The organism is Demequina mangrovi, assembly GCF_000759715.1.
Taxonomy (GTDB): domain Bacteria; phylum Actinomycetota; class Actinomycetes; order Actinomycetales; family Demequinaceae; genus Demequina; species Demequina mangrovi.
The window spans coordinates 30,412-50,421 of the sequence record NZ_BBLU01000015.1 but is presented as its reverse complement, the minus strand read 5'-3'; the positions used below and the strand labels follow the sequence as shown (position 1 = coordinate 50,421).

The following is a 20,010-nucleotide window of genomic DNA, read 5'->3' as shown; positions in this document are numbered from 1 at the left end:
CGAGGCGGGAGCGAGCAACGGCATCGTGCACTCTTGCGCCACCGGTGCCCGCTGCTCCGGTCGGCGGTCCCGCTCGCCGCGTGCGACCCTAAGGGGTGAGCACTGACACGATGATCTCCCTCGAGGCTGCGATGGAGCAGTTCAAGCTGGCGGATGAGGCGCGGCCGCTCGTGCGGCAGATCGCGCTCCGCGCAGGCGTGACCGGCTGCGAGGTGAAATCCAGCTACATCAAGGCGTTCCGCGAGGACGGCCTGCATCCGCTGCACATCGGCAAGCGGTCGACCGAGTGGTTCGGCTCGAAGGTCGAGGCGATCGCCGCCTCGGACCTGCCCGACCGCGTGCGCGACAAGACCCACGGCAACGGGATGGTCAACTGGGCCGTCGACCACCCGGTGAACGCGAAGGGCGGAAGCCCGGGGAGCAAGAAGCGCATCGTCCAGGCGACCGCGGTCGAGACCAAGGACTACGGCGTGTGCGAGGTGTGCTGGCAGGCGCGGACGCCGTCCGGGTCCTGCGGGTGCGACTGAGCCGACGCGCCTCGATCAGGCCGGGTGCGGCGCGACGCGCACGTCGGTGTGCGTGAAGTCCTCGCCGACGAAGAGGAGCGGCACGTCGGCGTGCACGGCGAGTGCGTAGGAGTAGCAGTCGCCGAGGTTCAACCCCGCCATGTGGCCGGAGCCGCGGCCGTACTCGCGGTACCCGCGTGAGGCGATGGCGGCCTGCTCGGCGTCGAAGGGGGCGATGGTGATGCCGAGCGACTCGAGCAGCCGGTCGACGCGCCGCCCGAGCGCGGCGTCGCCGCGGCGCGCGACGACGGCGTGAACCTCCACGAGCGTCGCGGCGCTCATGCGCGCGCTGTCCGCCCCGGCGAGCGCTTCGAGAAGTGCGTCGGAACCGGGCTCGCCCGCGAGGATCGCGATGATCGCGGACGTGTCGATGATCACCGGGGGAGACCGGACTCGTCGTAGAGGTCGCGCTGCGCCGCGACGATCGCCGCGCGGTCGTCCTCGCCGAGGTCCGCCTGGATCTCCGCGACGATGACGCGCGCACGTGCGAGCCGGGCGTCGGCTTCCGGGTGGCCATGCTGCGCGTCGAGCCGCTTGAGCTGCATCCGTACCGCCTCCTCGATCGCGCTGGTCTGGCTGGAGCCCGTGCGCTCGGCGAGCTCCCGCACCAGCGCGACCGTGCGGGCGTTCTTGATGTTGAGGCTCATGGTTCCACGGTAGAAAGCCCTCGTGGAGATGTCTACCCCTGTGCGCATCGTCCACGGGTCATCCGAATGAAACATGCCTCCCGTACGTTCGGAGGGCAATGCGCATTCCAGGAGGAGACATGCTCGAGGACTGGTTCGGATTCGGGGTCGCCGTCGCGGTCGGCGTGGGTGCCGCGCTTCTGTTCGCGCTCGCCGTCGAGGTGACCATGAGGCTCGTCGCGCGGCGCTACCCGTGGGCGCGCGATCTCCAGACCAAGACCCGCAACCCGTTCTGGGCGCTCGTCATCCTCATCGGACTATGGTTCGGCGTGCATGCGTCGCTGCGGAACAGCGACTGGATGCCGATGATCGGCCGGTTCTTCACCGCCGGCGCGATCGCGCTGCTCGCGTGGCTGCTCATCGCGTTCGTGCGGTTCCTGGCGGACCTCGCGCTCGCGTACAACAAGATCGACGTCCCTGATAACCGGCTCGCGCGGCGGCTCAGGACCCAGACGCTCATCGTGAAGCGGCTGGCGATCGCGCTGATCGTGGTGATCGCGATCGGCGCCGAGCTGTTCTCCTTCGATTCCGTGCGCGCGATCGGCGCCTCGGTGCTGGCCTCGGCCGGAATCGCGTCCATCGTCGCCGGTCTCGCGGCGCAGTCCGTCCTGGGCAACATGTTCGCCGGCATCCAGCTGGTCTTCTCGGACGCCTTGCGCGTGGACGATGTCATCGTCGCCAAGGGCGAGTGGGGTCGCGTCGGCGAGATCACGCTGAGCTACGTGGTGCTCGACCTGTGGGACGACCGTCGCCTGGTCCTGCCCTGCACCTACTTCACGACCACGCCGTACGAGAACTGGACCCGCCAGGGATCGGAGCTGCTCGGCTCGGTGGAGTTCGACCTCGACTGGCGGGTGTCCCCGCAGAAGATGCGCGAGCACCTCGAGAAGGTGCTCACCGAGACGCCGCTGTACGACGGCCGGGCCAACGTGCTCCAGGTCACCGAAGCGGTCGGTGGATACGTGCGGGTGCGCATCCTGGTGACGGCCGTCGACGCCCCGACGCTGTACGACCTCCGCTGCTACGTGCGCGAGGCGATGGTGCTGTGGATCCAGTCGGTGATGCCGGACGCGGCGCCCGCGCAGCGCGTGCTGGTGTCCGAGCAGGCGGCGGCGCCGACCGGGCCCAAGCGGCGGAGCCTCAAGATCGAGCAGGTGGGGGAGGCGGGATTCTTCACGGGCTCCGCCGAGGCCGAGGAGCGGGCGAGCCACTTCACCCACGCGATGCCGCGGGTGGTCGTAGACGACGAGTTCGAGGTCGAGCGTGCCGAGGACTGACCCTTCTCGGCGGAGCAGAGTTGCCTACGCTCGCTGCTCCCACGGGTTGATCAGCCCGATGCCGGTGTGCGCGAAGTCGTCGACGTTCCGCGTGGCGCACGTCGCTCGTTGCGCGCGGCAGATCGCGGCGATCTGCGCATCGGCCATGCTGATGGGGGCGCCCGCCTTCTCGCGGGCGACGAGGATCTCCGCGTAGTGGGTTGCTGCCACATCGTCGAAGGGGAGCACGGCGCCGCCGTCGCGATAGGGCTCGAGCGCGGTCTCGACCCGGGAGGCGAGCGCGGTCCTGCGCCGACCGGCGGGAAGACGCGCGGTCCCCGCCAGGAGCTCCGCCAGCGTGACTGCGGTGATGGCGACGTCGCCCTCGAGCGCGAGCAGCCATGCGACAACTGTCGCGTCCGGCTGCGGCCGGAACACCTCGGAGATGACGTTGGTGTCGAGGACGATCACTCGAAGGCCGCCGCCCGCGCGGTGTCGGTGCGCGCGGGGATGGGGAGCTCGACCCCGACCTCCGCCTCGCGGGCGGCCTCCATGAGCGCCAGCCCGATGTGAGGCCGTTGCGCCGCTCTGGTGAGGATGGCCCTCACCTCGGCCTCCATCGAGCGGCCGTGTTGCTTGGCCTGGGCGGCGAGCTGCTTCTTGACGGACTCGTCGAGCCCGCGAACGATGATCGACGACATGCGCGCCCGCCCTCCGTGGTGCTATCGCTGATGATAGCAACGTGCGCGGCGGGGACTTGCGGCGGCATCCGGCTCATCCGATCAGGTAGACGAAGCCGCGCCCGACGGATGCGAGATGCGCGGTGAAGGCCGCCGCGTGCTGCAGGTACTCGAGGACGTACTCGTCGGTGACGGTTCTTCTGGCCTCGCGCTGGAGGGCGGCCAGGTCCGCGGCGATCTCGGGCAACCACGTAGGGCTGAGGGCGCGCACCCACGGGATCCAGCCCGTTGAGGTGAAGGCGACATCGCCCTCGACCATGCGGTAGGCGGGTCGGCGCGGTTCGCCGGGATACCGCGGCCGCGTGAGGCCCTGGAGATCTCGCCACGCCTTGTCGAGGTAGAGCAACTCCTCCTTGGGTGGGCGCTGCATGCCGCTCGCATGGCCGCATCGTTCACCCGGCTCCATGCCCCAGGCGTCCGCGAAGGGATCGCTGCCGATGAACGACCTCGGGTTGTCGAGCGCCGCTTCGGTCGCCTCGGCGGGGAAGGTGTATGCGTAGTACCGGATGCCCATGGGTCGATGCTCGTCGCAGCGCGCGAGCGACGCGGTCGGGGGTGCTCCCGTTGTGGACAGCGACGCCGAGGCAGCGACGGTGGACCGCTCTGTGCGCTGACGCGGGCGCTACGCCTCGACCGCGTCGAGGGCGTCCCAGAAGGCGTCGCGCAGGGCGTGGCGCTCGACCTCGCTCAGCGTGTAGATCCCGATCGCGTCCGAGAGGTCGCGCAGCAGCGTCGAGTCGAGCTCGCGGGGGATCGACGGCCGGTTGGTCCGCAGGCTCACCAGCTGTGCCTGCGTCGCGTAGGCGAGGAAGGCGTTGAGCGAGGCGCGGGCGACCTGCGCGATGGACTCGTCGTAGGTCGGGCCGGTCTGGGAGGCCACCGGGGCGGGCGCGTCGGTGTCGCCCGACGACGACGAGTAGACCGGGACCGGTGCGAGATACGTGTCGATCGGTCGGGTGGACGCGCCAGAGCGGGGGCGCGCCAGGTCTGCGGGCGAGGGACGATGCGCGGCCGCGTCGGCGGCCGGTGCGGCGGTGACGTCGGCGCTCGTGGGGACGGGCGCATCGTGCACCGCCTTGACCGCCTCGGCGGGGGTGCTCGTCGCGATTCGCCGCACGATGGACGCGTCGAGCGAGTCGCCGGAGATGAGCTCGAGGCGGTCGGCGGTGGCCTGGAGGTGACGTGAGACGCCGTGGGGGCGGCCCTGTGCGTCGGGGACCGCGAGGACGATCACCTCGACGCCGCTGGCCTGGGCCTGGTCGACGGCCTCGGTGAGGTCGTCGTCGCCGGAGACCAGGACGAGCGTGTCGATCGCACCGTTGCGGGCGTGCGTGACCATGTCCAGACCGATCTTGAGGTCGACGCCCTTCTGCTGGCCCTCGTTGCCGATGCGGCCGAGGCGGAGCTTGACGCGCGGGATCATCTCGATGACGCGCTGGTCCTCGTCGGGGTGCTGATCGCGCGCGGCGTCGTACCAGTGGGAGCGGAGCACGGGGCGGCCGGCGAGCTGCTCGGCCTGGGTGAGGATCGCGCCGATGAGACTCGGGTAGTCGGGCTGGATGCCGCGCCGGAACGAGCTTCCCGTGAGGCGTGTCGCGGCAGCAGCGACCAGGTAGCCGGCATCGATGTAGACGGTGGCGTTGGACCTCATGGCGGGCGGCGCTCCTCAGCATCGTCGGACGGGAGTGAGCCCACCGTAGCGGGGAGGGGTGACAGCCGCCACGGTGCCGGTCGGCCCTGCGCGCCGCGGGTGCCCGTGCCATCCTGGTGGCGACCCTGGTGGGCACCGAGAGCGGGTGACGAAGATGTCCGAAGTGGCGTACCTGAGGCTGCGGATCAACGGCGTGGATGTGGAAGGCGAGTCCACGACCGCATCGTTCGACCGCGACGGAACCATCGAATGCGTGGCGTACCGGCATGAGATGGCGCATCCCGACGATCCCGTGGCGGGGGCCCGCGGGTCACGGCTCGAGCACCAGCCGGTCACCATCATGAAGCGGATGGACCGCACGAGCCCGCTGCTGGCAGACGCGCTGGTGCGCGCCATGGTGGTCGACAGCGCGGAGCTCAGGTTCTTCCGGGCGCACCCGTTCGACGGTCGGGACGAGCACTACTTCACCCTGCTGCTGGAGGAGGGCAGAGTGACGGCGATCCGTCAGGAGCTGTCGCAGGATCCGAGTTCTCCGGGTCCGCTCGAGGAGGTCGACCTGACGTACTCGCGGATCACCTGGACCGACGAGGTCGGTGGAGCCGCAGCAGAGCACGAGGTGGCGAGGCCGTAGGACAACGCGCGTAGGGGCGCGACTCGCCGGTATCCGTTGCGCAACGATGGCTCGGGATCGGGCGTGTCACCGGCCCGGACATTGTGCGCTCGCTGGGGTTTGGGGAGCACCGTGCCCGGTGGGCCGGGCGTGGATATGTGCCGACCACGGCCCCGGGATAGTGATCGTCGCCGGGCGTGGGGACGAGGTCGGCCTGGGCGCCGGTGCATGTGTTCCCCCGGCAGGGGTAACGCGGGAAGAGGCGTCTCAGGAGTTGCGGGGTGCCGGCTGTTGCCGCTGCGGCTCACTCGCGTTGCCCGCGACCTTGGCCTTTGCCGCATCAGCCCGGAGTGTGAACTCGACCTCCGCGATGTCGCGCATCGCCTCGACATCCTTGCGGATGCGCGAGGCATTGATCGCGATGCTGAAGAACGCGATGATCGCGCACAGCCAGAATGTGACCGACATGACGGCGACCACCACCCCGGTGGTGCCTGTGATCGCGAAGATGTCTGTCCCGTTCATGGTGTTGGCTCCTCGTGGGGTGGTGGGTGGCAAGGGCTCCGAGGCGGGCCGCTAGTCGCAGGTGCCGCAGACGCCCGATGCGGGCAGTTCGGTGAAGCACAGTGGGCAGGGCGGACGCTGCTCCTCGGAAGGGTGATTCTTTGTGCCACCCCCGGAAGCGGACCCGAGCCGGTTGGTGGGGAGCTCGACCTTCTTGTAGAGGCCGCCGCCAATGGGGATGTCGATACATCCCGAGTTCACGTACGCGACCACGCTGCCGCCTTCCGCTTCGAGGGCGATGTACGGGCGCGTCTTGGCGGGGATGTAGATGCGCGCGAAGTCGAGCGTCGCGACGGTCGCGCGGACGAGCGCGTGGTTCTCCAGCGGGATCGCGTAGGCGCGGAGCGCGTCGTCGAATGTGGCGTAGTAGTCGCGGGTGGATCGGGACTCGGTCATGGGTGGCACCTTACGGACGAGGTGAGACAGTCGCGTGTCATCGGAAGCTCCACGTGGTCGAGGCGCGCGCCGCGTCGTAGATGCGCTTCACCTCGTCCGCGCTGAGCACGGTTCGACGACGCCGGAACCATGCCGGCACATGCCGTCGGCCCACGACGAGCACATCGGCCGGGCGCGAACGCTCCGTGTACGTGCGGGCCATCACGACAAGTGTCGGTCGCACCTCGACCTGCGAGCCGAGCGCGGCCGAGAGCGCCTGCGAAGCCCGCTTCGCTTCGAAACGTGAGTTCCGCAGATGGTCGGTCTTCTGCCCGTTCACCATGATGACGCGCTCGCTCACCCACACGTTGGCGCGGCTGTGGTTCTTGGTATTGATGCAGTAGACGCCTCCCGGGCCGATCAGCAGGTGGTCGATGTCGGCGCCCCTGTTCCCCACGGGGATCGCGTGGATCACGCGCCACCCCTCCGGCCAGAGCTGCTCGAGCCGCGCGCCGACCTCGGCCTCGCCCGCCGCGCCGCGTGCCCAGCTCCGATCCGGCGTGCTCAAGCCGAGGAACCGTGCGATGCGTGAGGCCCTGGGGCGCCGTGCCTGATACGCCTCCCACTCCTCCTGCGCTCGGGCGCTCACCGCATCGCCGGGGCGGTTGCCGCTCAGGTCCTTGAACACGGGTGCGCTGACTCCCCGCGGCGGCGACAGCGTCCCCGAGGCGGGGGCATGGGTGGTCGCAGCGCCCGTTCCCGTCGCCCGGTGGTGACGCGCCTGCCAGTCCTTCAATGCCTGCGCGACTCCTGCATCGACCCCAGGCTCCAGATGCGTGCGTCCCGTCACGAGATCCAGGTATCCGAGGCGGGCGCCGTCGATCCCGGTGGCGTAGACGCGGTCGTGGCCGTAGCGGGTCCAGCGACGAAGGGTCAGCCGATCCATGGACGGCTTATCGGCATCAAATGACGCGTGCGTGAGGCGCAGGTCACCTGAGGCGGGTGGTGCATGCGCGCGCTACCGTCGAGAGACGGCGACCACACCGAAGGAGTTGGCGGCGCAGCTCGCCACGACGCCCAAGCAGGTCCGGGCCGTGCTGAGGAAGCTGTACAGGCCCCACGGCGAGAACAGCCGCGCGCGATGGCTGCTCGACGACAGGATGGTCGCTGCAGTGAGGCGCGAGCTCTCCTAGAACCAGATCGCCGAGTCGATCCCGTCGCTGAATCGCTCCGCCGCGAATCTCGGCGGCAAGCGGATCGCTTCACCGTCCCCGACGCGACGAGCGGTCCACGCCATCGCTGCGGCATCCAGCACGTCGTCCCTGGATGCGCCGGGAAGATCGCGCTCGATGCCGAAGGGCACGTCGATCCCGCGCCCCGCGAGAAGCTGCTGGCGGAGCGCGGCGCCCGCCTCGCTCTTCTTGGGATGGTCGAGACCTGCGCCCGCCATCGCGCGGAAGCTGACCTCGGGATGGCCCTCGAGGAGCGGGATCCGCGCGCTGGCGACATGGCGGTCGACATCGAGGATGCGCTCGCGGATCGCGTAGGCCTGGGCCGACAGACTCTTGCCGCTCGCGGCGATCGACGCCGCTCGTGCTGCCTCATAGGTGGGCGCGATGAGCGCAGCCCTGACTGGCACCGGGAAGACGCTGGACCCGCGTGGCTTGATGAACTTCCGCGAGAGCTGATCGGCTCGGCGCGCTCCTGAGTCTGGAATGCCGATGGGGATGTCGACCACCATGGTGGTGGCTCCGAAATCTGTGATCCCTCCGCGCTCAGCGACGGCGATATCGGGCGCGACGAATGCATCCACCCAGCCTGCATCGTCCACCACGACGACGACCCAGCCCTTCTTGCAGGCGTCGATGCCGAGGTAGGTCACGCGCTCTCCTGATAGGCCGCGGCCAGGGGCTCCAACGAGCCGCCTACCAGCACGCGCTCGGCAAGCGCGCTGACCTGCGCGAGGACGTCGTTCGGGGACGCAGCGAGGTCGAGTGTCCACTGGCGGACGGTGATGTCGGCCCCGCGGATGCTGATGGCCGGGCCCTCGCCACGAGTGTTCGCTCCACCCGCGTGGACCAGCCAAGCCGTGTCGGTGCCCAACGCGGTGCAGTAGGCGAGCAGCTGGTACACATCGGCGTTCCGGGCACCGCGCTCGCGAGCGGTCTTGTACTTCGCGTCGATGATCGCAACGGTTCGCCCGCCCGACAGCTGCACGATGTCGGGCCGGAGCACCACGCTCGCGTCGTGATCGAGCATGGACGAAGCCTGGAGCTCGAGAGTGAGGCCGCGGCGGGAGGCTTCTTGGGTCAAGGCTGCGCTGAGGAAGTCCTCGAAAGCGGCCGCCATGTCGACGGCGAAGGCCGGCAGCGGTGGGGCGCCGTCGGAGCCGAGGTCGAGTGACAGCGCGCGCAGGGCGAGCTCGCCGATGTGGAGCGCCGTCTGATAGCGGTGGTTGAGCCGCGTTGGCCGCCACGGAGGTATCGCGTCGCCGGGACGGACCGGGCGCGTGCCTTCCAGTTTCGCGATCACATGGGTGAGCCGACGCCGCGTGGAGTTCGAGAGGTTCGGGATGCCGTGGACGAGCAGGGCCGCGCCCTTGACGATGCGGTTCTCGGCGATATCGACCGAGTAGTCATCGAACGAGACGTGCGTAGGGAACACGAGACCGCGTCGCCGCCGGATCTGCGCCTGGTGGTCAACACGGCCGCGGACGGTGGTGCTGTCATCGTCAACGCGGACGTAGCCCTGGAGGGGGCCGGCCACGAGCGCGCCTTCGAGCGCACGTGTGAAGGCCTCGGCGAGGACAAGGAGCGGGTTGTCCGTCGCCTCGGCGGCCGTCCACTCGTCGGCGATCCAGCCCGGGTTCCGTGCGTATGACAACAGGAACATCAGGCGTTCGATGGGAACGCCGTCCTTGGGGCGCACCGTGAACGTGCGGTCCCCGAGCGTCGCCGACCCGACGACACCCGTCGGAACGATGCGCCAGTGGCCGGCCGACGTCGGCTCGACTGCGAGCAGCCGTATGCGCGCGAGCCGAGCCGCAACGGATGACTCGAGCGCGACGACTGCACCGTCGCGGTCGAGCTCGTCGAACTCGAGGTGTGACATCAACTGTCCGGGGTCGTGGATACGAGGCGCGCGAGCGCGAAGCGGCGATGGACCTCCTCGCGCGACAGGTCTCCGAGGAACTGCTCCTCGAGGAGCGGGAGGATGTCGTAGCGCCAGATTCGTTCGAGGCCGTCCGAGGTCCGGGCCTCGGGCCGCATCAGGTACGACGGGCCGATCTGGAGGTCGCGGCGCTGCTCGCCGATGAGCGAGTTGAGGCGCGTGAGCAGTCGCGAGAGGTCTGCATGCCCCTTGCGCTCGAGCACTCCCGCGACAGGCTCCTCGGACGGATGTAGTTCGATGAAGGAGAAGCGGCGGCGGATCGCGGCATCCACCAGTGCGATCGACCGGTCGACGGTGTTCATGGTCGCGATGATGTAGACATTCGGAGGCAGGCTGAACTGCTCGGCCGTCTGGTACTGGAGCGTGATCTGCTCGTCGCGGTACTCGAGCAGGTAGTAGAGCTCGCCGAAGACCTTGGCGATGTTCGCCCTGTTGATCTCATCGATGACGAGGACGTAGGGCTGGCCCGGGTTGTTCTCGGCCTCGGCAGCTATCTTGCGCAGCGGGCCGTGGCGCAGCTCGTACGACGCGACTCCGTCGCGGACCACGGGACGGAATCCCTCGAAGAAGTCCTCGTAGGCGTACGAGGGGTGGAACTGGACGATGGTGTACGCGGCCTTGAGCTCGCCGACGATGTGGCTCGCGAGCTGTTGCGCGATGAACGTCTTGCCCGTGCCTGGAGGGCCGTAGAGGACGATCTGTTTGCGGGACGCGAGGAGCGACAGGTACTCGGAGAGTGAGGCCCGGGGCATCGTCGTCGCGCCGACGAGCGCATCGTCGGTAGGCGGTATCGAGCTCGACCGCGGCGTCGCGGCCGTGGTGTCTTCGTCCTCCTCATCGTCCATGATCGAGATGTCTTGTTCCTCGAGACGGCGACGCTCTTCGCGGTAGAGACGGGCCGCCGTGGTCTGAAGTTCGGAAGGTGTCATCGTTTCGAGCGCGTGGCGCCCAGCATCCGTGATGGACCATTGGCCGAAGGTGGGCTTCACGATCCATCGGGCAGCTTTGAAGTCGGTGCTGAGCCACGCGACCATGTTCGCCCAGCGAACGCGACCGCTCTTGAGTTTCGAGGACTCCCGCTCATTGGGCTCGACGTAGTGGGCGACGCGCGCGATTACCTCGGACTTCGGAGCGGTGCCACCGAGATCGACAAGTGCCCGGAGCATCGCGTGTGCATAGACGTCGTACCGCAGTGTGTCGTCATCGCTCATGCCGCCCACCGTAGCCCCGGGCGCCAACTAGGTTCGAGACGCGCCATCGGCGTCTCAGGCAAATGTGCCCCACGGCCGGGCTGCGCGTCCGAGCGCGCATCATGGCAGTCGGTATGGTCGGCCCATGGGTTACATGCCGCAGACGACAGTCGCCGACACCCTCCTGCGCGTGCAGAAGCAGGAGTTGATCCTCCCGGCGATCCAGCGGGAGTATGTGTGGAGGCCGGGCCAAATCATCCGGTTGTTCGACTCGCTCATGCGGGGTTACCCCATTGGCGGGTTCCTGTCGTGGAAGGTCGAGCCCGCGACGGCGGCACAGTTCCGCTTTTACGGCTTCATGAAGAACTACAACGAGTTGTCGAACCGTCACAACCCAGTTGCGGACCTCGCGCCGGGGCAGCCCGCGACCGCCGTGCTCGACGGGCAGCAGAGGCTCACCTCCCTCAATATCGGCTTGCGAGGAAGCTTTGCGCAGCGGAGAAAGTGGGGACGATACTCCGATGCTGGCGCGTACCCCGAGACGCGGCTCTTTCTGCACGCCGGACGCGAGGCCGAGCACAACGACGATGGGCTCGTCTACGACTTTCGGTTCTTCTCTGACGCGGCGCTTGAGTCGATTGATGTTGCGGAGCGTCCTTACTGGTTCCCCGTGAGCAAGATCTATGATGCCCGCACGCAGTTCGAAGCGTTCCAACTGGCGAGCAGCCAGGGCCTAGGCAATGACGAAGCTGTTGTCGAGAGGCTTGGCAAGCTATGGCACGTGGTGCATGTCGAGCCACTGGTCAATATGTTCGAGGAGACCGAGCAAGACATCGAGCGAGTCCTGGATATCTTCATCCGTGTGAACTCGGGCGGCACCGTGCTTTCGTACTCTGATCTGTTGCTGTCGATTGCGACGGCCCAGTGGAAGGAGCGCGACGCGCGTGAGGCTGTGCACGGACTGGTCGACCGGCTGAATGCCGTCGGGCAGGGCTTCTCGTTCAGCAAGGACCTGGTTCTGAAGTCCGGTCTGATGCTCACCGACGTCAATGACATCAGCTTCAAGGTGAAGAACTTCACCTCGGAGAACATGGCAGTGCTTGATGACCAGTGGGATCGGGTTGGAGATTCGCTTGAGCTGGCAGTCGGGCTGCTCTCGGACTTCGGCCTCAGCGACGCGACACTGACCGCGGACAGTGTCGTCATACCCATTGCCTACTACCTTCACCGCCGGGAGGCGACCCAGAAATACCGAGAGGCGCCTAGCGAAACTGGAGATCGCGAGGCAATCCGGAAGTGGGTGCTCCGGTCACTCGTCGCATCCGGCATCTGGGGTTCGGGCCTGGATTCGCTGCTGCGTGACCTTCGCGATGTCATCAAGCTTCATGGCGCTGAGTCTTTCCCGGAAGAGGAGCTTGAGCGCCGGATGGCGGCGCGCGGCAAATCTCTGCACCCGACCCCGGATCGCGTCGACGAACTGCTCTCGAGAACATACGGGGGGCGCTCCACTTTCGCCTTGCTCGCTGTGCTGTTCCCGCACGTCGACACCCGAAATGTTCACCACGTTGATCACGTCTTTCCGGCTGCGTTGCTCTCGCGCAAGGCTCTTCGATCCGCAGGACTTGATGACGCCGCAGTCGAGCGCATCGAGGCCAAGCGCGACCAGCTGGCGAATCTGCAGCTTCTCGAGGGACTGGTCAACATCGCGAAGTCGGACAAGGATCCCGAGTCGTGGTCACGCACGCAGTACCCCGACCCCGTAGCGCATGACGCCTATCGGGCACGAAACCGCCTGCCGGACCTCCCCACGTCGGTCCATGAGTTCGAGGAGTTCTTCGATGCGCGGCGCGGGCTCCTATCGCGAGCTCTGGGTGAGGCGCTCGGAGTGGTTGACTCCCAGTCGGGGGACTGACTCCGGCGAATCGGCGTCGAATCAGCGTCCCCGCAACGCCTCCGGCAGCGCCTCGCTGTGCACCACGCACAGCTCCTGGTTCGCGCGGGTGAGGCTCGTGTACAGCAGCCCGTGCCGCAGGAAGTTCTGCGGGAAGCGCGCAGGCTCGACCACCACGACCGCGTCCCACTCGAGGCCGCGGGCGTAGTTGGGGTTGAGGACGTCGATCGACTGGCCCTCCCGCGTCCAGCGATAGGCGTGATCAGGGTCCTTGCGCCAGCGCCGCTTGGTAAGTTCGAGCTCGGTCACCGGGTGCTCGATGCTGATGATCGCCACCGTGCCGTCGGGGTAGCGCGTGCCAAGACTTGCGGCCCGGGTCACGGCCTCATCGTGGAGCGTCGCGGTGCGCACGCGTGCGATCTGGACCTCAGCACCGAGTGTCTGCACACACCGGACTGCGCGTTCAGCCTTGGGAAGCAACCGGTTTGCGAACTCGAGGATCGGCGCGGTCGAGCGGTACCCACGGCTGATGGTCGCCACCGGCGCGTCGCCGGCATCGTCGAGGATCCCGAGCAGGTCACCCACGTGCGTCCACGACGCGAGCGCCGCATCCGACCGACGCTGATTGAGATCGCCCAGCAGCGTCCATCGTTCGTTGCCGGTCGCGATCGCATCGAGCAGCGCCCACTCGGCCGCCATGACGTCCTGCGCCTCGTCGACGATGAAGCAGTCGTAGCCGGCGTAGGGGTTCTCGGAGGACAGGTGCCATCCGATCGCGGCCAGCATCGGCGCGAGCATCCGCGACATCCGCGCCGACTCGAAGCGCGGAAGGTTCGCGAAGTACCGGTCCCACTCCGGATCGCGCGTGATCGGCTCCTGCGCTGTCCCGTTCGCCCGCAGTACGTCGTAGGCGTCGCGCAGGCGCATCGTGGTGCGATTACGGGCGGCCTGCTGCTTCCGGTGGATCCTCGCCGCGGCGTGCGCGAAGGAGAAGATCTCGCTCGCACCATCCTCGATGCGCGTGATCGCGCGCCCCTCGGGGACGTCGGGGACGCCTGCGAGCGTCGCGAGCAGCCGACGCAGCGAGATCACGTCCACTGCATCGCTCCCGCCCGTGAGCCGGTCGATCGCCGGACGCACGTGGTCGGCGTACTCGTCCGTGGGGCCGACCAGCAGCACCCGACGCACGGGCGCATCGCCCTCGTCGAGCTCGTGGTCGGCGCGTGACACCAGGTATGCGGCACGATGCGCGGCGATGACGGTCTTGCCCGTACCCGGATGGCCCTCGATGATGAGATCCTCGTCGGCCCGGCGGGTCACGAGGTCGTACTGGTCGGGCTGAAGCGTCGCGAGCACGGCGCCGAGGTGGCCCGTTCGCGGCGCACGGAGCTGACGTCGCAGCAATCCCTCGGCGCGCAGCGGCGCGCCAGCCCGGGGCGCCGGCGCGTCGGGGGCACGATGCGAGGTGGGCTCGGCGACCGGCGCCGGCATCGGCGTCGATACCGGCGAGGCGGCGGGCGCCGCGACCGGGGTCGGGAGCGCACGGGCAGGTGCCTTGGGAACGGTGAGCCGCCGGGCCTGGAACAGTGGTCCGCCAGTAGCGCCCTCGAAACGTATGTCCTCGAAGTCCGCGATGCGGTCGCCTTCGTGCGCGAAACTCCGGCGACCCACCACATCGGCGCACCAGTCGTGCCCGGTGTCGGCGAAGAATGTCGCCGCGACGCGCGCCGCCCAGTTGAACACCGTGAAGTGGTCTCCCTGGTGGAACGCGCTGCCCACGTAGTAGTCGCCCGTGGGGACATCGGCGTTGGGCTCGGCCAGCGCGACCCGGCCGATGAGGACGCCCTCGGGAATCTCGGCCAGGCGTACGGTGCCGGTGCGTGTCCACGCCTGGCTCGCTGGGCCCTGGGTCGCGACGGTGCGGCTGGCGCGGACCTCGAGCGCTCGCCGGTAGACGGCCTCGCGGGCGCGCTCGTTGACGATGGTCTCTTCGCGGTTCATCAGGCGGTCACCTCGAGCACGCAGACGGCGATCGGTTCGAGGCTGATGCTCGGCGACCGTTCGAGATCGAGCTTCGCCTGCAGCTCCGCGTGGCGGCTCTCAGCCTTGCGGCGCATGCCCTCGAAGCCCTTGAGCTGTCCGGCGGTGACGCCGCGCTCACGAGCGGTGGCGATGCGCCGCATGATCGATGACATCTTGCGCTCGTGCTGCTCGTCGAGCGTCTGGCGGCGCAGTTCGGCCTGCGCCACCGCATCGGCCTGAAGCTCGTCGATGCGGCGCGCATGCCGGTCGTGGAGATGGCTCATCGCACGCGCCGCGAGCTGCCGCATCGGCAGCCCGTCGGCGATCGCTCGCGACGGCGCGCGGAGGTCTCCGCGGGCGAGTGCCGCGAGGAGCGCGGACTCGACGCCGCCGGTGTCGTGGCGACCCTGCGCTGTGACGGCGGTGGCCCAAAGCTCCGACTCGCCCCGTGGCGCATAGGCGGCGCGGGCGAGCGCGACGAGGAACGTGCCGGTGGGGATGCTCTCGTCGTGGCGGCGCGTGCTCGCGTGGGTGAACCGCACGTGCTTGCGACCCGGCACGGCGGTCGCGGCGATCACCAGCGGGTGGGTCGCGGAGAGCAGGTCGAGGCTGCCGGCGCGCGCGAGCTCCTGGTCGAGCGCGAAGTGCTGCTCGATGCCGGCTCGCAGGCGATCGGCGTAAGGGTCCACCTCGGCGCGTGAACGCCCGGTGGTCGTGGTGAGCGCCTGGACACGGGCGGCCATCTCGGCGTTGCCGCGGACGCTCACGCTCGTGCGGTCGGGGGAGATGGCGATACCGGGAGCGCCGTCCGTGGCGGCCCAGTCCGCGATGAGGTGCGCGAGCTCGAACTGGCCGACGTATCGCCCCGAGCGCTCAAGCTCGTCCTCGAGCCCGGACACGTCGACGTCGTTGCCGACCAGCAGCGCGGTCGAGGCATCGGCCACATCGCGCAGGCCCGCCTTCTGCTCCTCGATGGCGGTCATCGCCTGGTCGATCTTGCGGGCCTGCTCGGCCTCCGAGAGGTTCCAGTCGAACGCGTGCATGAGCGTCTTCATCTGCTCGTTGACGATCGGCTCGAGCGCGCCGATCGAGTCCTCGAAGATCCTGATCCGGTCGAGGACGCGCGCGACGATCCGCTCGTCGATGGTCTCCTCGTTGTGGAAGCTCGCGACCAGCATCTTCGACTCGGCCTGGCCGATGCGGTCGATGCGGCCGATGCGCTGCTCGATCTCCATGGGGTTCCACGGGAGGTCGTAGTTGATGATCGCCGAGCAGAACTCGAAATCCAGGCCCTCGCTCGCGACCTTGCTCGCGAGGACGATGTCGTAGCGGCCGGCACGGAAGTCGGTCATGACCTCGCGCCGGGCCCGGCGGTCGACGCCGCCGTGCAGCACGGCGACGCGGTAGCGTCCCCGGAGCCGGTTCTCGAGGTACGCGAGCGTGGGCCGCGAGAAGGTGAAGAGCAGAGCGCGGCGCCCCTCGGCGGCGAGCTGCGCCACCAGCGGTTCGAGCTGGTCGAACTTGGAGTCGACGTGGGTGTCGAGCGCGTGGGCTGCCTCGACCAGCTCGCGGTGGGGCTCGACGAGGCGCGACGGCGAGATCTCCGCCACGGTCGCATCGTCCGTCTCATCAGACTCGAACAGCGCCGGCGACCAGTCGAGCACCGCGCGCCGTGCCATGGGCAGGCACGCGCTGGCGAGTCGGAGCGGCATCTGCTGCGAGAAGTAGATCGGCATCTCCGCAGCGTCGGCGCGGGCCTGGCACCACTCGAGGTACTCGCGGTAGAAGGTGCGCTCGGCGTCGGTCCACACGACCTCCTGCCAGTGGGCCGAGCGCGTGGCCTTGTTCTCGTCGACTTCGGACTTCTTGGTGCGCGTGATCACGGTTGAGAGCGTGTTGAGGTCCGCGATGAGGCGGCGCGCCTCGACCACGTCGGTCGGCGCGAGGCTCGGCTGGGCGACCAGCTCCATGAGTCTCGCGAAGTCGGGCCGACCGCGCATGTAGGTGCTGCGCGGTGACGGCGGCAGGTCGGCGAGCGCTGCGGTCCTGTCGGCTGCGGTGGCTTCTGGGTCGGTGAGCAGCCGGCCGACGGCGTTGAGCGCCGCGTTGGGCTTGAGCGCCTCGAGGAGGTCGTCGAAGCTCTCGACGTCCTCGGGAACGAGCAGCTCGAGCAGGTTGTAGAGGTCCTGCTGTCGGAGGTTGATGGGCGTGGCGGTGAGGAAGATGATCGCGTCGCTCCACGCCTGCAGCAGCGAGCCCGTGTGGTTGGACTTGGTACCGGCGTTGCGCATCGTGTGGGCCTCGTCGACGATCACCAGGTCGAGGTCCGGCGGGTTCTCGGCGAGGAGGTCGAGGCCTTGCCAGGTGCGGAGGCGCTCGAGGCTGGTGATGTAGCGGAAGCGGCGGGGGAGCCGGCCCTCGAGATGGCGCGTCTTGAACTTCTCGAGGCCGGCCATGTCGAGCTCGTCGAGCTCGAGTCCGAAGCGCTCCTCCATCTCCTCCTCCCACTTGCCCAGCAGCGAGGAGGGGCAGACGACGAGCACGCGGTCCGCCTCGCCGCGCGCCTCCATCTCGGTCCACACGAGCCCGGCCTCGATGGTCTTGCCGAGACCCACCTCGTCGGCGATGAGGATGCGGTCCTTTCCCGTCTGCAGCAGCTTCATCACGGGCTTGAACTGGTACGGCCGGAAGATCGTGCGCGTCGCGCGGAAGGAGAACAGGGTGTCGGTGAACCGGCCTTGGAGCTTCGCGCGCGTGAGGGTGGCGGCGAAGCGTGCGACGTCCGCGGCGGGCTGCGTCACCCAGGTCTCGGGATCGTCGTCGACCTCGGTGGGGGAGAGCCCCGACTCAGGCTCCCATCGGGTCGAGCCGTCGACAGTGACGCGGTACGTCCATCGTCCGTGCGCGAACTGGCGTCGCGCGGGGGTGAGCTCCATGCCGGACGATGCCTGCATCACGGTCTCGTTGACGCGGTACTTGGGTGCCGGGACGGGGGTGGCGGCCTCCCACCAGTGCTCGGCCCAACGCCAGGCCTCCGCGAGCGGGTGGTCCTCGGTGATGCCGGTGACGTCGACGCGATCGCCGTCGGTGGCGGGCGCGCCGAGCGGGACGAAGAGCACCAGCGGCTCGGGTAGCCCGTCGAAGGTGTAGACGCCGGAAGGCACGGCCGCGTCGGGGACGTCGAGCCATCGGGCCTCGCGTACGTGGTCGACCACGTCGTCGATCCGGGTGTCAATCACGACCAGGCGCGCGCGCTCGTCGGAGTGCAGGTGCGCGCGCACGTCGTCGCTCGCCGGGTGGTAGCGAAACTCGCCCGTCATCGTGTGGTCCCCTCAGCCTTCCGCCGCATCTGCGCGGCGGACGATGTCTTGCGATGACCCTAGGAGAAGGGGCCGACAGGGCCAAGCATTTGTGGCGTGGGCCACTGCCCGCGCTCGCGGAGGGTCCTGCGTCTGCTGCGGGTGCTCCTCATCGCGTGGCAAAGTACAAGCGGCTCACGCGCGGCGGCAGGATGTGGTCCAGCCACCGATTTCTGCAATCGAGCAGCCGTTCCCGCTTCCCGCATGGACCTCGGCCAAAGTGACTGCTGTCGTCGTCCGGCCGATAGCGCGCGCGGCCAGCGAGGCGTGGTCGCTGCCCGTGCGCATCCATCGTCCACTATCGTGCGTGACAGCCGTTCGGTAGCTATGGGATGGATGGAGGCGCCGATGGATGCGGAAGGCGTGACGCCGCAGGAAGCCGGAACCAGCCTGGTCGAGATCGCACCGGGAACCGCGCTCGTATTCGGCGTTCCGCCGGAAGGCTACGAGGTCACGCCGCTGACGCTCGTGCCCGAGGCGGACCGCCGTGCGATCGAGAATGCCGTGGCCCAGGCGACCGGCGTGGCGAATGTCGCGGCGCAGGGCGCGAACGCCGCGATGCAGGCTCAGGGCTTGATTCGCCTCGCCCCTGAGACCATGCGCGCGCTCGCGACGGGCGCGAACGTGGTCAAGGACGGCTCGTACAACCTGGGCGTTCTCACGTCGCAGGGTGGGAAGTTCGCGGCGCAAGTGCGCTGGGCGCCCGCCGCTGGGGCGACCGCGACATCGATCGTCGCGGCAGCCGGACCCGCTATCGCCATGGCGGCGATCCAGATGCAGCTCAACCAGATCTCCGGCTTGGTCGAGCGGAACCTCGCCGTGACGCGGGAACTGCTTGGCACCGTGCGTGCCGAGCAGTGGTCGGAGCTGCACGGGCTCCAGCGGGCGGTCTCCAAGGCGGTAGGGGAGGCGATGCATGTCGGGTCGGCGAGCGATGCGGTGTGGGAGAACATCAGCGGCAAGGAGGCGGAGCTCGAGAAGCAGCGCGACTTGTTCGGCAAGCTCATCGCCGGCCACGCGGAGATACTCCGGGCGACACGCGATCACCAGAAGCGCCGGGAGTATCTTCAGAACAGCGGACAGGCGCTTGCCCACGATGCGTATTCGCTGATCGTGGCGCAGAACGCATGGTTTCAGTACCAGGCGTTGCGTGCGAGCAATGTGCGAAGCAAAGTCGATCCCGATGGCGCCAACGGAGCGCTTGTCGAGCGGATCGTCGCCGAGGCCCGTGAGGAGTACGACCGCTCGGTCCAGAGCCTCGCCGAGCTCCTCGACAGCGTGCACCGGGAGGTCAGCATCATCGCAGCGCTTCCCGGTGGCCGGACATTGCCGGTGTTCGGAAAGGGCAGTGATGCGAAGGCCTCTGCTCGGATAGCGGGCCAGCTCGTCGCAGTCGTCGAATCTCTCGGTGCCAACCTGGGCGGACCCAAGGAGCCGGCAACGATGCCCGCGACCGCGTGTGTAGGCGACGATCCACTTGGGGACCACGTGCTCCCGGTGATCGGTTGGACGATGCGCCGCGGGGAGACGCTCGAAGCGATTGCCCGGGCGAAGGAGCTCAAGACGGGTGACGCGATCATTGCCGTCACGAATCAGCGCGTGCTGGTCGCGAAGAAGAGCGACTTTGACAAGTTTGGCCAGTTCGCCCACGAGTTTGCGAATGAAGATGTCCGCTATCTCCGACTCCACCCCGAGCCGGCCAAGTCCCGCATTGACGTCGACGTCATCACCAGGGACCGCAACCTCGTATGGGAGTTCCCGCAGGAGGTGGTGGCGGCAGGGAAGGTCCTGACGTTCCTTGCTCTCGTGCAGAGCAGGATCTCGTTGCCGGAGCGCGAGCGCGTGACCCTGAGTGCGCACCTGCCACAGGCGGTAGATCCACCGGCAATCGAAACGGGGCGCTAGGCGAGGTCGTTGGCGATGACCGCG

The 20,010-nt window shown here is 68.5% G+C and carries 19 protein-coding genes; 5 read left to right on the top strand and 14 right to left on the bottom strand.

Annotated elements, in window-relative coordinates; translation table 11 throughout:
- Positions 1-95 precede the first annotated feature (95 nt).
- Positions 96-527: a hypothetical protein gene (locus tag TR42_RS14860; protein ID WP_201770802.1), complete on the top strand. Its 432-nt coding sequence runs from the start codon at positions 96-98 to the stop codon at positions 525-527.
- A 15-nt stretch (positions 528-542) separates the two neighbouring features.
- On the opposite strand, the gene TR42_RS11670 is transcribed toward TR42_RS14860, so the two are convergent.
- Both TR42_RS11670 and TR42_RS11665 read right to left on the bottom strand, forming a co-directional pair.
- Positions 543-944: a type II toxin-antitoxin system VapC family toxin gene (locus tag TR42_RS11670; protein ID WP_042216040.1), complete on the bottom strand. Its 402-nt coding sequence runs from the start codon at positions 942-944 to the stop codon at positions 543-545.
- Entirely contained in the window at positions 941-1,213 is a 273-nt protein-coding gene (locus TR42_RS11665; RefSeq protein ID WP_042216038.1) for a type II toxin-antitoxin system VapB family antitoxin, read from the bottom strand. The genes TR42_RS11670 and TR42_RS11665 overlap by 4 nt, the downstream gene beginning before the upstream one ends.
- Positions 1,214-1,332: 119 nt before the next feature.
- On the opposite strand from TR42_RS11665, the gene TR42_RS11660 reads away from it, so the two are divergent.
- Entirely contained in the window at positions 1,333-2,529 is a 1,197-nt protein-coding gene (locus TR42_RS11660) for a mechanosensitive ion channel family protein (RefSeq protein ID WP_042216036.1), read from the top strand.
- Between the two features lie 24 nt (positions 2,530-2,553).
- Here the strand turns inward: TR42_RS11660 and TR42_RS11655 are convergent, their stop codons facing one another.
- From TR42_RS11655 to TR42_RS11640, 4 genes are all read right to left on the bottom strand, one after another.
- Positions 2,554-2,979, bottom strand: a complete 426-nt coding sequence (locus tag TR42_RS11655) for a type II toxin-antitoxin system VapC family toxin (RefSeq protein ID WP_042216034.1) — start codon at positions 2,977-2,979, stop codon at positions 2,554-2,556.
- A complete protein-coding gene (locus TR42_RS11650; protein WP_042216032.1) occupies positions 2,976-3,209 on the bottom strand; it encodes a FitA-like ribbon-helix-helix domain-containing protein in 234 nt (77 codons plus the stop codon). Before TR42_RS11650 ends, TR42_RS11655 begins: the two co-directional genes overlap by 4 nt.
- Before the next feature lie 73 nt (positions 3,210-3,282).
- The gene (locus tag TR42_RS11645; RefSeq protein WP_052406038.1) at positions 3,283-3,762 is read right to left on the bottom strand and encodes a hypothetical protein; all 480 of its coding nucleotides are present in this window, start codon (positions 3,760-3,762) and stop codon (positions 3,283-3,285) included.
- A 108-nt stretch (positions 3,763-3,870) separates the two neighbouring features.
- Positions 3,871-4,899 carry an NYN domain-containing protein gene (locus tag TR42_RS11640; protein WP_042216030.1) on the bottom strand — a complete coding sequence of 343 codons (1,029 nt, stop codon included), beginning with the start codon at positions 4,897-4,899 and terminating at the stop codon, positions 3,871-3,873.
- A gap of 154 nt (positions 4,900-5,053) precedes the next feature.
- Between TR42_RS11640 and TR42_RS11635 the strand changes: the two genes are divergently transcribed.
- Positions 5,054-5,530, top strand: a complete 477-nt coding sequence (locus tag TR42_RS11635) for an Hcp family type VI secretion system effector (protein ID WP_042216028.1) — start codon at positions 5,054-5,056, stop codon at positions 5,528-5,530.
- A 246-nt stretch (positions 5,531-5,776) separates the two neighbouring features.
- Here TR42_RS11635 and TR42_RS11630 read toward each other — a convergent pair whose 3' ends face one another.
- From TR42_RS11630 to TR42_RS11605, 6 genes are all read right to left on the bottom strand, one after another.
- The gene (locus tag TR42_RS11630) at positions 5,777-6,034 is read right to left on the bottom strand and encodes a hypothetical protein (RefSeq protein WP_042216026.1); all 258 of its coding nucleotides are present in this window, start codon (positions 6,032-6,034) and stop codon (positions 5,777-5,779) included.
- A gap of 51 nt (positions 6,035-6,085) precedes the next feature.
- Positions 6,086-6,469 carry a hypothetical protein gene (locus TR42_RS11625; RefSeq protein WP_042216025.1) on the bottom strand — a complete coding sequence of 128 codons (384 nt, stop codon included), beginning with the start codon at positions 6,467-6,469 and terminating at the stop codon, positions 6,086-6,088.
- A 37-nt stretch (positions 6,470-6,506) separates the two neighbouring features.
- On the bottom strand, positions 6,507-7,394 hold the full coding sequence (locus TR42_RS14420; protein WP_052406036.1) for a nuclease-related domain-containing protein: 888 nt from the start codon (positions 7,392-7,394) through the stop codon (positions 6,507-6,509).
- Between the two features lie 243 nt (positions 7,395-7,637).
- The gene (locus tag TR42_RS11615; RefSeq protein ID WP_052406033.1) at positions 7,638-8,330 is read right to left on the bottom strand and encodes a DUF429 domain-containing protein; all 693 of its coding nucleotides are present in this window, start codon (positions 8,328-8,330) and stop codon (positions 7,638-7,640) included.
- Entirely contained in the window at positions 8,327-9,559 is a 1,233-nt protein-coding gene (locus TR42_RS11610) for an McrC family protein (RefSeq protein WP_042216023.1), read from the bottom strand. The genes TR42_RS11615 and TR42_RS11610 overlap by 4 nt, the downstream gene beginning before the upstream one ends.
- Positions 9,559-10,830, bottom strand: a complete 1,272-nt coding sequence (locus tag TR42_RS11605; protein WP_074789422.1) for an AAA family ATPase — start codon at positions 10,828-10,830, stop codon at positions 9,559-9,561. The genes TR42_RS11610 and TR42_RS11605 overlap by 1 nt, the downstream gene beginning before the upstream one ends.
- Positions 10,831-10,954: 124 nt before the next feature.
- Between TR42_RS11605 and TR42_RS11600 the strand changes: the two genes are divergently transcribed.
- Positions 10,955-12,721 carry a DUF262 domain-containing protein gene (locus TR42_RS11600; protein WP_052406030.1) on the top strand — a complete coding sequence of 589 codons (1,767 nt, stop codon included), beginning with the start codon at positions 10,955-10,957 and terminating at the stop codon, positions 12,719-12,721.
- 21 nt (positions 12,722-12,742) lie between these two features.
- Here TR42_RS11600 and TR42_RS11595 read toward each other — a convergent pair whose 3' ends face one another.
- Together TR42_RS11595 and TR42_RS11590 are read right to left on the bottom strand one after the other, a co-directional pair.
- Complete coding sequence (locus TR42_RS11595; protein WP_042216020.1) at positions 12,743-14,701, bottom strand: AAA family ATPase; 1,959 nt, start codon at positions 14,699-14,701, stop codon at positions 12,743-12,745.
- Positions 14,701-18,042, bottom strand: coding sequence for a helicase-related protein (locus TR42_RS11590; RefSeq protein WP_042216019.1), 3,342 nt, complete (start codon positions 18,040-18,042; stop codon positions 14,701-14,703). The genes TR42_RS11595 and TR42_RS11590 overlap by 1 nt, the downstream gene beginning before the upstream one ends.
- A gap of 387 nt (positions 18,043-18,429) precedes the next feature.
- Here TR42_RS11590 and TR42_RS11585 point away from each other — a divergent pair, with 387 nt between their 5' ends.
- Complete coding sequence (locus tag TR42_RS11585; protein ID WP_143058982.1) at positions 18,430-19,986, top strand: hypothetical protein; 1,557 nt, start codon at positions 18,430-18,432, stop codon at positions 19,984-19,986.
- Positions 19,987-20,010 lie beyond the last annotated feature (24 nt).

Bases quoted from the DNA above. Each gene is read 5' to 3' on its own strand.
- TR42_RS11665 (WP_042216038.1), bottom strand. From the start codon at position 1,213: ATGAGCCTCAACATCAAGAACGCCCGCACGGTCGCGCTGGTGCGGGAG.
- TR42_RS11660 (WP_042216036.1), top strand. From the start codon at position 1,333: ATGCTCGAGGACTGGTTCGGATTCGGGGTCGCCGTCGCGGTCGGCGTG.
- TR42_RS11650 (WP_042216032.1), bottom strand. From the start codon at position 3,209: ATGTCGTCGATCATCGTTCGCGGGCTCGACGAGTCCGTCAAGAAGCAG.
- TR42_RS11645 (WP_052406038.1), bottom strand. From the start codon at position 3,762: ATGGGCATCCGGTACTACGCATACACCTTCCCCGCCGAGGCGACCGAA.
- TR42_RS11640 (WP_042216030.1), bottom strand. From the start codon at position 4,899: ATGAGGTCCAACGCCACCGTCTACATCGATGCCGGCTACCTGGTCGCT.
- TR42_RS11635 (WP_042216028.1), top strand. From the start codon at position 5,054: ATGTCCGAAGTGGCGTACCTGAGGCTGCGGATCAACGGCGTGGATGTG.
- TR42_RS11630 (WP_042216026.1), bottom strand. From the start codon at position 6,034: ATGAACGGGACAGACATCTTCGCGATCACAGGCACCACCGGGGTGGTG.
- TR42_RS11625 (WP_042216025.1), bottom strand. From the start codon at position 6,469: ATGACCGAGTCCCGATCCACCCGCGACTACTACGCCACATTCGACGAC.
- TR42_RS14420 (WP_052406036.1), bottom strand. From the start codon at position 7,394: ATGGATCGGCTGACCCTTCGTCGCTGGACCCGCTACGGCCACGACCGC.
- TR42_RS11610 (WP_042216023.1), bottom strand. From the start codon at position 9,559: ATGTCACACCTCGAGTTCGACGAGCTCGACCGCGACGGTGCAGTCGTC.
- TR42_RS11605 (WP_074789422.1), bottom strand. From the start codon at position 10,830: ATGAGCGATGACGACACACTGCGGTACGACGTCTATGCACACGCGATG.
- TR42_RS11600 (WP_052406030.1), top strand. From the start codon at position 10,955: ATGGGTTACATGCCGCAGACGACAGTCGCCGACACCCTCCTGCGCGTG.
- TR42_RS11595 (WP_042216020.1), bottom strand. From the start codon at position 14,701: ATGAACCGCGAAGAGACCATCGTCAACGAGCGCGCCCGCGAGGCCGTC.
- TR42_RS11590 (WP_042216019.1), bottom strand. From the start codon at position 18,042: ATGACGGGCGAGTTTCGCTACCACCCGGCGAGCGACGACGTGCGCGCG.
- TR42_RS11585 (WP_143058982.1), top strand. From the start codon at position 18,430: ATGGATGCGGAAGGCGTGACGCCGCAGGAAGCCGGAACCAGCCTGGTC.